Origin of the sequence: Paenibacillus sp. FSL W7-1287 (assembly GCF_038004245.1) — a bacterium.
Classification (GTDB): Bacteria; Bacillota; Bacilli; order Paenibacillales; family Paenibacillaceae; genus Pristimantibacillus; species Pristimantibacillus camelliae.
Map to the genome: position 1 here is coordinate 1,445,127 of NZ_JBBORD010000001.1, position 13,310 is coordinate 1,458,436.

The 13,310-nt window shown below is 43.0% G+C and carries 10 protein-coding genes; 7 read left to right on the forward strand and 3 right to left on the reverse strand.

The features are described from left to right. Positions 1-5: 5 nt before the first annotated feature. The 7 genes from NSQ99_RS06525 to NSQ99_RS06555 all read left to right on the forward strand — a co-directional run bounded on the left by NSQ99_RS06525 (position 6) and on the right by NSQ99_RS06555 (position 9,417). Positions 6-674 carry a bifunctional 2-keto-4-hydroxyglutarate aldolase/2-keto-3-deoxy-6-phosphogluconate aldolase gene (locus tag NSQ99_RS06525; RefSeq protein WP_340835823.1) on the forward strand — a complete coding sequence of 223 codons (669 nt, stop codon included), beginning with the start codon at positions 6-8 and terminating at the stop codon, positions 672-674. Positions 675-888: 214 nt separating this feature from the next. Continuing rightward, positions 889-2,274, forward strand: coding sequence for a class II fumarate hydratase (gene fumC, locus NSQ99_RS06530; RefSeq protein ID WP_340835824.1), 1,386 nt, complete (start codon positions 889-891; stop codon positions 2,272-2,274). A 1,746-nt stretch (positions 2,275-4,020) separates the two neighbouring features. Continuing rightward, positions 4,021-5,970: an ABC-F family ATP-binding cassette domain-containing protein gene (locus NSQ99_RS06535; protein WP_340835825.1), complete on the forward strand. Its 1,950-nt coding sequence runs from the start codon at positions 4,021-4,023 to the stop codon at positions 5,968-5,970. Positions 5,971-5,975: 5 nt separating this feature from the next. After that, entirely contained in the window at positions 5,976-6,593 is a 618-nt protein-coding gene (locus NSQ99_RS06540) for a fumarylacetoacetate hydrolase family protein (protein WP_340835826.1), read from the forward strand. Between the two features lie 212 nt (positions 6,594-6,805). Then, a complete protein-coding gene (locus NSQ99_RS06545; protein WP_340835827.1) occupies positions 6,806-7,795 on the forward strand; it encodes an ABC transporter ATP-binding protein in 990 nt (329 codons plus the stop codon). 19 nt (positions 7,796-7,814) lie between these two features. Continuing rightward, positions 7,815-8,603 (forward strand): ABC transporter permease, encoded by a 789-nt coding sequence (locus NSQ99_RS06550; RefSeq protein WP_251671160.1) that lies wholly within the window; start codon positions 7,815-7,817, stop codon positions 8,601-8,603. A gap of 19 nt (positions 8,604-8,622) precedes the next feature. Further along, positions 8,623-9,417 (forward strand): ABC transporter permease, encoded by a 795-nt coding sequence (locus NSQ99_RS06555; protein ID WP_340835829.1) that lies wholly within the window; start codon positions 8,623-8,625, stop codon positions 9,415-9,417. A gap of 126 nt (positions 9,418-9,543) precedes the next feature. Here NSQ99_RS06555 and NSQ99_RS06560 read toward each other — a convergent pair whose 3' ends face one another. The 3 genes from NSQ99_RS06560 to NSQ99_RS06570 all read right to left on the reverse strand — a co-directional run bounded on the left by NSQ99_RS06560 (position 9,544) and on the right by NSQ99_RS06570 (position 13,268). Then, positions 9,544-9,978, reverse strand: a complete 435-nt coding sequence (locus tag NSQ99_RS06560; RefSeq protein ID WP_251671165.1) for a Dps family protein — start codon at positions 9,976-9,978, stop codon at positions 9,544-9,546. Positions 9,979-10,299: 321 nt separating this feature from the next. Next, a complete protein-coding gene (locus NSQ99_RS06565; RefSeq protein ID WP_340835831.1) occupies positions 10,300-12,234 on the reverse strand; it encodes a glycoside hydrolase family 15 protein in 1,935 nt (644 codons plus the stop codon). A 2-nt stretch (positions 12,235-12,236) separates the two neighbouring features. Continuing rightward, a complete protein-coding gene (locus NSQ99_RS06570) occupies positions 12,237-13,268 on the reverse strand; it encodes a LacI family DNA-binding transcriptional regulator (protein WP_251671168.1) in 1,032 nt (343 codons plus the stop codon). Positions 13,269-13,310: the final 42 nt, after the last annotated feature.

The window sequence follows — 13,310 nt, forward strand, 5'->3', positions numbered from 1 at the left end:
GATTGATGAAAAAGCTAAACGTGCTGCAGCAGCTAACTGAAGCTGGAGTGGTCGCTGTATTGCGAGCAGATTCTGCAGAAGAAGTTGTACGTATGGCTGAATATGCCATTGAAGGCGGTATTAAAGCCATTGAGATTACGATGACAGTTCCACACGCATTGAAGGCAATTGAAGAGCTCAGCGGTAAATACCGTTGTGACGTAGATCCTTCTGATGCTAGATTTGCTATTATCGGCGTAGGGACGGTGCTTGACCCTGAGACAGCGCGAGCTGCGATAATGGCTGGTGCTGAATATGTTGTAGCGCCTGCGCTAAACCCGGATACGGTCAAGCTGTGCAATCGCTATTGCATTCCATGCTTACCTGGTGTAATGACAATTCAAGAGATTCAGTCTGCGTTAGAGCTAGGTGTAGACATTGTGAAGCTATTCCCGGGTAATTTGTATTCTCCAAGTGTAATCTCAGCGGTTAAAGGTCCGCTACCACAAGCAAATATAATGCCAACTGGCGGTGTATCCCTTGCTAATCTGAAGGAATGGATACAAGCGGGCGCAGTTGCGGTAGGTATTGGCTCAGACTTGACGAAGGATGCCGTTAAAACAGGTAACTTCGAGTTAATCAAGGAAAAGTCAGCTGCATACATGCAAGCGTATCGTGAAGCGAAGGGGCTATAATTTACTGCGCTCACTCCGTAACGGGATGGGCGCAGACGTTTAAGTGGACGTTCAAAAAGTCCTCTGATCACGGTGTAATGCTGTTCTACATCGAACCTGAGCATTTTGAACACTTACTTTACGTTTAAGTTGTAAAGGACAAGTCTATAAGCCGTACAAGGTTGATGCACATTGTCGTCGACCGAACGATAACATAGTAAAGGGGAATGTTGTAATGGAATACCGTATTGAACGTGATACTATGGGTGAAATTCAAGTTCCAGCAGATAAGCTATGGGGAGCACAGACACAGCGTAGCCTACAAAACTTCAAGATCAGTGGTGAAAAGATGCCACTTGAGGTTGTTTATGGAATGGCTATCGTGAAGAAGGCATCAGCGTTAGCTAATCAGCGTCTTGGTGTGCTTGATGCGGACAAGGCGGCCGTTATCGGTGAAGCGGTAGATGAGATTTTAGCTGGCCGATGGGATGATCAATTTCCATTAGTCGTATGGCAAACAGGCAGCGGCACACAGACGAATATGAATGTGAACGAGGTCGTTGCGCATCGTGCGAATCAGCTACTTGCTGAGCGAGGCAGTGAGCTGCGCATTCATCCTAACGATGATGTGAATCGCTCTCAAAGCTCTAATGATACATTCCCTGCTGCGATGCATATTGCTGGTGTTATCGCTGTGGAGGATCGTTTATTGCCAGCGATTGATGTGTTGAATAAAACGCTGAAAGCAAAAATAGAGGCATTCGATCACATTGTAAAGATTGGACGTACGCATCTGCAGGATGCGACGCCAATTACGCTCGGTCAAGAGATTAGCGGTTGGTCTGCTATGCTTGATAAGTCACGTGATATGATCGAATATAGCGTAAACAGCATGCGAGAGCTTGCTCTAGGCGGTACAGCTGTAGGGACAGGCTTGAACGCTCATCCAGATTATGCAGTTGCGGTTGCTGAGGAAGTGACGAAGCTGACTGGCAAATCATTCATTACTGCGAGCAACAAGTTCCATTCCTTAACGAGTCATGACCAAATGGTTTATACGCATGGTGCGATCAAGGCACTTGCTGCGGACTTAATGAAGATTGCGAACGATGTACGCTGGCTAGCTAGCGGTCCACGCTGTGGTATTGGTGAAATTACAATTCCTGAGAATGAGCCGGGCAGCTCCATTATGCCAGGTAAGGTGAATCCTACGCAAAGTGAAGCGATGACGATGGCAGTATGCCAGGTTATTGGTAATGATACAGCGATCGGAGTCGCAGCGAGCCAAGGTAACTTTGAGCTTAACGTATTTAAGCCAGTTATTCTGTACAACTTCCTGCAATCCGTAGCACTTCTAGCGGATTCTATGATTTCATTCAATGATAATTGTGCGGTTGGCATTGAGCCGAATCTTGCAGTGATTGAACGCAATCTGGATCAGTCGCTAATGCTAGTTACTGCACTAAATCCGCATATCGGCTATGAAAATGCGGCTAAAATCGCAAAAACTGCACACAAGCAAGGCACGACGTTGAAGGAAGCAGCGGTTGCTAGCGGGCTGCTAACAGCAGAACAGTTTGACGAGTGGGTACGCCCGGAGAATATGATCGGCCGCAAGTAGGCTTCTCGCCTTGAGTTGATCGTATGGACGTAGTGTAATGAATTATGAACGGGCACGTTAAATAAGCAGGTGGAGCAAAATGATTCGTCATTTTGTACCATCTGCTTTTTTGTTTGCTCTAGTGTTTATGGGTGGCGGATGTTCAAGGATACAGATGAGAACGGCATGCATGTATTGGAGTCGAAGCAGATTGATGGAGTGAGTGAAGTAGCGCTCGTCGTGGCTGGTTTTAACGTGCTTGGTTTTAAGTGCTAGAAATTAAAGTGACTGGTTTAACGCTCCGAGCGCGGTTTTATGTGAAAAACCATATAAAGGTGAGTGGAATGGTGTGCGTCGTGCCATTTTATGTGAAAAATCATATAAAATCGAGCGGAGTGGTGCGTTAGCCGCCTTTTTTATATGAAATATCATACAAAAGTGGGTAAAGTGGCGCGAAAGTGCCTCGTTTATGTGAAATACCATACAAAAGCATGTTAAGTGGCGCGAAAGTGCCTCGTTTATGTGAAAAACCATACAAAAGCGGATAAAGTGACGCGTAAGTGCTTGATTTATGTGAAAAATCATATAAAAGTGAGTAAAGTGGCGCGGAAGTTCCTCGTTTATGTGAAATACCATACAAAAGTGAGTAAAGTAACGTGGTAAGTGCCTCGTTTATGTGAAAAATTATATAAAAGTGAGTAAAGTGGCGCGAAAGTGCCTCGTTTATGTGAAAAACCATACAAAAGCGGATAAAGTGACGCGAAAGTGCTTGATTTATGTGAAAAATCATATAAAAGTGAGTAAAGTGGCGCGAAAGTGCCTCGTTTATGTGAAAAACCATACAAAAGCGGATAAAGTGACGCGTAAGTGCTTGATTTATGTGAAAAATCATATAAAAGTGAGTAAAGTGGCGCGAAAGTGCCTCGTTTATGTGAAAAACCATACAAAAGCGGATAAAGTGACGCGTAAGTGCTTGATTTATGTGAAAAATCATATAAAAGTGAGTAAAGTGGCGCGAAAGTGCCTCGTTTATGTGAAATACCATACAAAAGCGAGTAAAGTAACGTGGTTAGTGCCTCGTTTATGTGAAATATCATACAAAAGCATGTGATGTGTTGCGCATCGTCTAGGTTTTGTATGAAAAACCACACAAAAGCGGATAAAGTGACGCGTAAGTTCCTCGTTTATATGAAATATCATACAAAAGCGGATAAAGTGACGCGTAAGTTCCTCGTTTATATGAAAAACCACACAAAAGCGAGTAAAGTAATGTGGTTAGTGCCTCGTTTATGTGAAATACCATACAAAAGCGAGTAAAGTAACGCATAGAGCACCTCGTTTATATGAAAAAACATATAAAATCATGTAATGTGTATCGCATCGTCTAGGTTTTGTATGAAAAACCACACAAAAGTGAGTAAAGTGGAGAGGTAGGAGCCAGTTTCATATGAATAACCATACAAAAACCAAGTCAAGTGGCATGTGAGCGCCAGCACCAGCCGTAAAGCGCAATTCAATTCATGCTTGAGATCAGCAGGGGATTTAAGAGGTCGCAAAAAAGTACACGAAGAAGTACGTGAAGAGGTCGCGAGGTAGAAGTACGCGTAGAGGTCGCGAAGAAGCACACCCTGTGCACTTAACAGCGCATTTGTTCATACTCTCCCAGCCAGCCTCTCATGAGCCTTACTACATTACACTGAAATGTACGGACCTCATCTACTATGCTAAAATAGACTAGGACGAATAAAGTGAAAAGTAGGTACGCATATGCATTTATTATCTGTTGAACATATATCGAAAAGCTACGGAGAAAAGGTACTATTCGAGGACGTAAGCTTCGGAGTAGAGGAAGGCCAAAAGATCGGAATTATCGGCGTGAACGGAACAGGGAAATCAACCTTGTTGAAGGTTATTGCTGGGATCGAGCCTGCTGATGAAGGAAAAGTCAGTATTGCTAATCACGCGGTTATTCGCATGCTAACGCAGGATCCACAATTCAAGGAAAGCGAGACTGCACTAGAGCATGTACTCGGAGGAGATTCGCCGCAATTCCAGGCATATACGAAGTATCATGAGGCGATGGAGCTCGTTGAGCTTAATCCGATGAATGAAGCAGCCCAGCAGCAGCTGATTGAAGCAAATGCACGGATGGATGAACTTGATGCTTGGAAGCTTGAAAGTGAAGCAAAGCAAGCTTTGAATAAGCTAGGCATTACAGAATGGGATAAGCCTGTTGCTCACATGTCGGGAGGGCAACGCAAGCGTGTCGCGATGGCAGCCGCCCTTGTGCTACCGTCAGACATCTTAATATTGGATGAGCCCACGAACCACATCGATAATGAATCGGTTCAATGGCTGGAGAGCATGCTTCAGAAGCGACGTGGTGCATTACTTATGATTACGCATGATCGTTATTTTCTTGATCGAGTAAGCAATCGCATACTTGAGCTGGACCAAGGAAGAGCATTTTTCTATGAAGCGAACTATAGTAAGTTTTTGGAGCTGAAGATCGACCGCGAGGATCGGGAGGCTGCAGCTGAATCAAAACGTCAGAACCTGCTGCGCAATGAGCTGGCTTGGATTCGACGTGGAGCAAAAGCTCGCACAACGAAGCAAAAAGCGCGCATTGAACGGTTCGAAAAGCTGCAGGCAGCAGCACCGAAGGAAGGCAATGGGAAGATTGAGCTTTCAGTAGCATCAACGCGTCTCGGAAGAAAAATTGTTGAGATTGAGAACGTCAGCAAGAGCTATGGCGAGCGTCAGCTTATTCAAGATTTTAGCTATATCGCAACGCCTGGTGACCGTGTCGGTATTGTAGGACGAAATGGTGCTGGGAAATCTACACTGCTTAAAATGATCGGCGGCAGGCTAGAGCCAGACACAGGACGCATTGAGCTCGGAATGACCGTTAAGTTAGGGTGGTTCTCGCAGGAGCGTGAGGAAATGAATGAAAGCTTGCGTGTGTCTGAATATATTCGTGAAACAGCCGAGCAGGTTAAAACAGCTGATGGTACAACGATATCAGCTGGTCAGATGCTAGAACGCTTTCTGTTCAATTCGACCATGCAATGGACACCCATCTCCAAGCTCTCTGGAGGAGAAAAACGACGGCTTCAGCTGCTTCGAGTTTTGATGGAAGCACCGAATGTGCTTCTGCTGGACGAGCCGACGAATGATCTAGATATTGCTACACTGACAATTTTGGAGGATTATTTGGATGATTTTCCTGGCGTCGTGTTTGTTGTATCCCATGATCGATATTTCCTAGATCGTACGGTAGAGAAGATCATCGCATTTGAAGATAATGGAGAACAAGTTGTCCATACGGGGAATTATTCGGATTATGCGGAGTATGCAGCGAGTCATGAGAAGACTAGTAAAGACAACAACCGTGGCTTGTCGAGCAGCAGTGCAGGAGCAAGTAAAGCTGAATCAGCTGAGTCTGAGGCTAAGAAGACTCGTCAACCGGAGCGTCAGCTGAAGATGTCCTATAAGGATCAGCGTGATTATGAGCACATCGAAGATTGGATAATGGAGGCTGAGCAGGAGCTAGAAGAGATAGCGGCACAGATGGAGAAAAATGCATCATCTGCTGGTATGCTGATCGAGCTCACCGAAAAACAACAGGCTGCTGAGCAAAAGTTAGAGCAGTTGATGGATCGCTGGACCGAGCTAAATGAGCTAGCAGAGCAAATCGAAGCTCAGAAGAAGGGATGACAAGCATGAGAGTAGGAAACATTTATTGTGTGGGACGGAATTATCGCCTGCATGCTTTAGAGCTAGGCAATGAGGTACCCTCGTCTCCAATGATTTTTACAAAGCCGACGCATGCTCTGAGGCAGATGAATGGGGAGGAAATCGTCATTCCGAAGGATCGTGGCGAAGTCCATCATGAACTGGAGCTAGTGCTAAGAATTGGAGAGGGCTACTCATCCGGCATGACGCTTGGGCAAGCCGTTGATGCCTTCACTCTAGGGCTGGATTTAACACTGAGAGATGTGCAGTCTCAGCTTAAGCAGAAGGGTCACCCTTGGCTTGCTGCCAAAGGATTTAAAGGAGCTGCAACGATTGGCGAATGGTTGCCGTTTAAGTCAGCTGAAGAGATTGAGCAGGGTGAGTTTAAGCTGCTGCGTAATGATGAGCTAGCACAGATTGGCCAGCCGAAGGATATGATCTTTAGCTGCAATGAGCTGATTCGTTTTATCGATGAGCAATATGGCTTAGGTGCCGGTGATTTAATCTATACAGGCACGCCAGCTGGAGTTGCCGCACTGCACCCTAGCGATCAACTGCAGTGCTATTGGAATGGCGAGCTGCTTGGAAGCTGTACAATTAAATAGTTCACCCAAAACACATCATTAATCGTTAAATTTCAAAAGACCGTTGCTATTGGCGCGGTCTATTTTTATTTTAAATGTGTAGAAATTTGTAATAACACTAAAAATTATATAGAAACTAGTTGAATTATAAATGTAGAAATTTCTGGTATTATTGTATTAAGCTATTACAAAAGTTATTTAGAATATATCGAGAAAAACGGGGGAGCACTGAGATGAGCATTATATCTGTTGATGGTTTAACTAGAACATATCGTCAATATCGAAGATTTCCAGGAGTGATGGGATCGATTAGAAGTTTATTTACACGTGAATATACGGAAGAAACTGCAGTTAGAGAGCTAACGTTTTCTATTCAAGAAGGTGAAGCAGTAGGATATTTAGGTCCTAATGGTGCTGGAAAATCAACGATGATTAAAATGATGAGTGGAATTTTAGTACCTTCCTCAGGAGAACTGCATGTACTTGGTCAAGTGCCTCATCAAGCGAGAAAAGAAAACTCTATGCAGATCGGAGTTGTTTTCGGGCAACGGAGTCAATTGTGGTGGGATCTGCCTGTAAAAGATTCATTTGATCTTCACAAATATATATACAAAATATCAGATGCTACATTTGAAAAAAACTTAACCTTTTGTTTGGAAATGCTAGCAATTAAAGATTTTATTGAGAAGCCAGTAAGGCAGCTTAGCTTAGGACAGCGCATGCGTGTAGAAATTGCCATGGCGCTGCTCCATGATCCTAAAATACTGTTCCTCGATGAGCCGACGATTGGTCTTGATGTTATGGCGAAGGACCAGATCAGACAGTTTTTACGTACTGTTAATCGTGAAAAAAAAGTAACGATTGTACTAACGACGCACGATATGAAAGATATTGAAGAGATATGTCCGAGGATGATAGTTGTAAATAAAGGCGAGCTTGTCTATGACGGTTCTGTAGCAAAATTGCGCGAGAAATTAGGAAATGAAAGACAGGTTGTGATAGAGTTCCGTGAGGAGCCTGGAATAATCGATGTACAAGGAGTTACGTTGCTGCAAGAGGAAGGATTAAGAAAAACATTTCTGTTCACTAGAAATGAATCCAGTGTGTTTGAACTTGTTAGTCAGATTGCAGCAAAACATTACGTAGAAGATGTTTCTATCGAGCATACGGATATTGAATCTGTCATCAGAAGGCTCTACCAGCAATTAGCTGCAAATCAATAGATCGGATAGGGTGAGATGAGTGCGTACATATATTAGTTTTTCAGCCAAAGCTTTCTCAAAGCAGCTTGCGTACCGTTCGGAAGTTTGGCTTCGCTTATTAGGAAATTTTGTTACGATCTTAATTCAAGCTGAGATATGGCGGGCGGTTATTGGCCACGGACATGTAGAAGGAATTACGGTAGAGCAGATGATCACCTACAGCATTATCAATACATTACTTATGTCGCTTTTATTACACGGTATAAGCGGTAAAGTAGATGAAAGCTTAAAATCGGGATCTATTGCGTCAGAATTAATTAAACCGATCTCGTATCCGTTATTTTTACTTTTTGATGAATTAGGCAATACGATCTATCAGCTTTTGTTTACCGTTTTTCCTACCTTCATTATTGCACTATTCTTTTTTGGAATGGTTCCGCCAGCCAGTTTAACACACTTCCTCGTCTTTTTAATAGCACTTTTAATAGCACTAATCATTTCATTTTTAATAGGTTATTTAATATCCTTGTTAGCATTTTGGTTTATGAATCATTTTGCTCTTAGCTGGATGCTCAGAGGATTTATTACCATTTTTTCAGGAACCTTTTTGCCAATATGGTTTTTCCCTTCTTCATGGGTTACCGTAGCGAACCTATTGCCATTTCAATACATGGGGTATATCCCAGCGGCAATATATTTAGGAAGCATCCCTGTTCAAGAATTATTTATGATTATAGTTGCAGGTGGAGGATGGATTGTTGGATTGTTAATTTTAGTTCAGTTGCTTTGGACAAGAGCGGTGCGACGTTTGGTCGTACAAGGTGGATAATGAAATAAGGAGGAATTTTGTGACGTTTCGATTGTTTGGTAAACTTGTTCGTCTCTTGCTAAAGGAACGAATGGAATATCGAGGGGACTTTATCCTTTCAATATTTTCACAAATTGTTGCTTATGCTGGCGACTATATCGTCATATGGTTGTTTATTAAAAAATTTAATACGATTGCTGGCTGGACATGGCCAGAGATCGCCTTTTTATACAGTCTCGGCTTAATTACGTATGCGCTAGGTGCATCATTTTCATTTGTTCAAATGCGTGAGTTGGAAAATCAAGTAAAGCAGGGGACGTTTGACAGCTTGCTTATAAAGCCGGTTAATCCTTATTTTTACGTAATAAGTAGAGGGTTTAATTTAGCTTATATTGCTCACATCTCAATTTCAGGTTGTGTCTTAATCTGGGCAATGATTGAGTTAAATATGAATTGGACTATTAGTGATTATTTGTATCTGATACTAGTCATTATAAGTGGTGCGATGATACAGGCAGGGATTCTCACAGTGATCGGAGCCTTTTCTTTTATATGGGTGAGAACGAACTTTATGTTTACATTATTTTTCAGGTTAAAGGACTTTATTTCCTATCCACTTCCGATTTTTGGTACATTCATTCAAATTTTATTGACAGTTGTCATTCCATTAGCCTTCGTGAATTATTATCCAGCATCATACCTGATGTCCCATGATACGGTAATGTTGCCTATCTGGGCAAAGTGGTTCGTGCCAATCGTTGGTCTATTATGCTATTGGGCTGGATATAGATTTTGGATGTTTGGTGCTAATAAGTATCAAGGAGCAGGTGGTTAACGAAATATAAAATGCCATAGCTGACGTACATACGGTCTAATCCTGCAAGCATTCAAATTGCTTGCAATACAGCCCTTGTGCACATAGCTATGGCATTGTTCATTTATAATTTGAGAGGAAAAATTGTTATGCGTTAAATGCAGATAGCATCCATACATGCTTCTCTAGCGACGTATGAATCGCAAGCAGCATGTCAGCAGTCGTTTCATCACCCGCTTGCTGTGCAACCTCCATGCCTTCCTTTAGCTCACCGATAATTAGTGTGTAGTCTTTAATTAATTGGCTAACCATCTCTGTTGCTGTCTCGTTACCGAGTGCTTCCTTAACGCTGGAGTTTTCCAGATAGTCTACCATTTTAGCAAGTGGTTGGCCTTTAACGGCTAGTAAGCGCTCTGCGAGTTCGTCAATATGAAGCGCGGCTTCCTCATACAGCTCTTGAAATTTCTCATGTAGTGTAAAGAACTGCGTGCCTTTAACATACCAGTGGTAGTTATGAAGCTTTACGTATAGCACGCTCCAGTTTGCAATTTGACGGTTAAGCTGTTGTTGAATTGTATTCATATAAATTCCTCCATTCGTCTTACAAGCTTATTTTCAATAGTTCGTGACCATTATGATGGAACGGCAGGATCATGCCCAGTTCGCATATCTCTCTCAAGTTTTAACGAAAAAGATGAATTCCATACATAAGATGTTTAATAGTTTGTATTCATTACTTATTTATAATTATTACAAATAAGCAATAGAAAGTCAACCTTTTTCTGAAAAATAAGGAGAGCTTGCCATTATTCTAACACTAGAAGCTAAAAAAAGCCGTACCTGCAACTGTTACAATAGAGCAACAATTGAGGTACAGCTATATATGTCTAATCGGTGAATGGATTATTTTGCTTCAGCCAGCATAAACACGGCAAGAATGAACATCGCATGCGACCATGTAAGTGGAACAACCCATGCAGTTTCGCCAGTGTTTTTATCGATCTGCTCTGGAAGAAGACCAGTTTCTGTGCGATGGTCTAATGCCCATTGAATATGCTTGCGACCCTCTTCAACGTCACCCGTTGCAAAGCGGTAGTGTGATAGCCATAATGTCGTTAGAATCCAAGGGTTTCCTCCAACGTAGATATCATCCTCATAGCGTTTAATACCGCCAACGCCAGGAGTTGTTAGCAATCTCTCCACAGCATCTGCCGTAGTCCGCATGCGCTCTGACTCAGCAGCAACCGCATTGAATGGTACGCTAATGCCGAGTAAGCTAATATCTACAATTGGATCATGCTTCATGACATATTTTTTGTAGCCTTTATCTAGATCAACCACATAGCCTTCCTTGCCAGCTTGTGTCGCTTGATTATAGTGATCAGCAGAAACCTTTAGATCAATGCCGCGATAGAAGCTTTGTAGCTCTTCATTAAAGCAGTAAGTTTCAATTCCTGCTTGAATTCCATCAGCAAGCTCGCTCCATTGCTCAGACAGCTCATATTCACCCGCTAGCTCAGCAAAGCCAGATGCGGCCTTTAAGCCACCGTATACCGCTGCAGAAGAGTAGGTGTGAGATGCTTCACGTTCTTCCCACAGATCGATGCTTGGCTTTGGAAGACCCGTGGCTGGATCGATAAATGATTCTAGGAATTGAGCTCCCTTTAGAACGGCAGGCCATACACGAGATGCAAAGCTGCGATCTTCATTTACCAAATAATGCTGCCACATTCCCCAAAGAATCGAAGCACCTTCGTCGATCTGTAAGCCCCAGGATGGTGCCAGCTGACCGTCATGATAGTGGCGTTGCTGCCAAGAACCGTCTGGAGATTGAGCAGATAGCGTCCAGTCATAGAAAGCATCCGTTAGATCCTTCAAGCCGACTTTATCGAGTGCAGTTGTAATGAATGCTGCATCACGTCCCCAGCAATAGGAGTATCCACCGCAACGGCTATAGGTTTCATCAAACTCAGGAGCTGCGATAATTGTACCTGTTTTCTCATCAGACATCAGCTTGAACATAAGCACAGAGCGTTCATATAGCTTTACAATCTCAGCATCATCAACTGGACATGCAACAGCTTGAGCCACGTAGTTATGCCAATAAGCGTTTGTTTCATCTGCCCACTGTGCACTTGTTTTTGTACGAGCATCTTCAAGCACAGCAACAACATCCTGCTCGTTGCCAGCCGCTGCAACATAAATTGGCACGACAACCGTTTCTCCTGGTGCTACAGTAAGCTGCCATGACATTGCGCCTGTTGGCTTCATATCAATGACAGAGCCATCTAGCTCGCCTTGCTGCACATCTTCCCATGAGATACCGGATTGGAATTTTGTGCATACGATTGCGCTCGAGACCGCAAAATAGTATTGATGGCGAAAATGAATTAAAGAATCAGCATCAGCATTAAACATCGTTGTGTTATATAAGCCGTTTTCACTAATCATAAAGCTGGAATGAAGAACAAAGTTGAAGCTTTTGCTTTCCTCGCCTTTGTTTGAGAAAGCATATTCACGAACGAGCAAGTCTTTGCCTGGTACTGCGAAGTGGCGGCTGTCTACTGTAAGTCCGGCTGCTTCATTAGCTGCATTTACATGCAAAACATTACTGCGCTCAGCATAATGAATCTCATGAGACCAGCCGTTGCTTGCTTCATCGAACCATTCGATCGGTGAGCCTTCTTGTTGAAGCCCTACACGCATTGCGTCAACATGCTGTGGTGTGTCAATATTAGGCCACCATAAGCGATACATTTTACCGGTACGGCCCAGTGTTGCTAGCATACGAGAATTACCGATCACGGCATCTACTAAATAAGGTTTTTTTTCATTCATCGTCAGTTACCTCTCTTATGAAAGTCTTGAATTGAAGATTCTCTTACGACTAAGCGATGTGGAATGATATTGCGTGCTTGAGATGTAAGATGTTCTTGAATACGGCGTACCAGCAAATGAGAAGCAGTATAGCCAAGCTGATAAGTGCCGATGTCAACAGAGCTGATTGCTGGAGAAGCTAGCTCTGCTAAAGCAATATTGTTAAAACTCACTAAGCTTATATCCGTAGGTACTTGATAGCCTAGCTCGTTTAATCCACGTAATACACCAAAGGCTGTAATATCATCAATGACGACTAAAGCAGTTGGACGTTCTGGAATATTCATAACGAAAGACATTGCGCGGTAGCCACTTTGTTGTAGAAATTCGCCATCAACAATCCATTCTGGATTAATAGCTAATCCAGCCTCAACCATTGCTTTGCGATAGCCCGCAAGTCTGTCAACAGATACAGTTAAATTCGGCTCTCCAACTACGAAGCCAATTCTCGTGTGGCCTTGTTTGATCATATGAAGCGTAGCATCATATGCGGCTTGAATATTGTCTGTGTCAACGGTAATGATGTTATCATGCCCTTCCGTGCGTCCAATTAATACAGTTGGGAAATCATGATTGGCTAAAAGCTCAATTAATGGATCATCCTGTCTAGCGGAAAGTAGGATTACACCATCAACTCGGCGACCTAGCACTAGTCGTGAGATCGTTTCCTGCTCATCATTAGGGGAAGTTGCTGCAGAAAGCAGCATATCATATCCAGCTTTCGTAGAATGAGCTAGTATACCGCGAAGCAGCTCGCCAAAGAAAAAATCCTGAAAGAGCTCTTCTGCTGGTCTAGGAAGCACGATTGCTAATGCATTAGTTGTTTTGGAGACCAGACTTTTTGCCATCAGATTTGGATGGTAGCCCATTTCTTCCATAATACGTTTAACTTTTTCGGTTGTAGCCTTACTAATTCTAGAATGATTGGAAATTACACGCGAAACAGTAGAAGGAGATACTCCAGCTGCCTTCGCAATATCTTTAATTGTTACCATGATATCGATCCTTCCCTGATAAGCCTTCCTAATTACTATAGC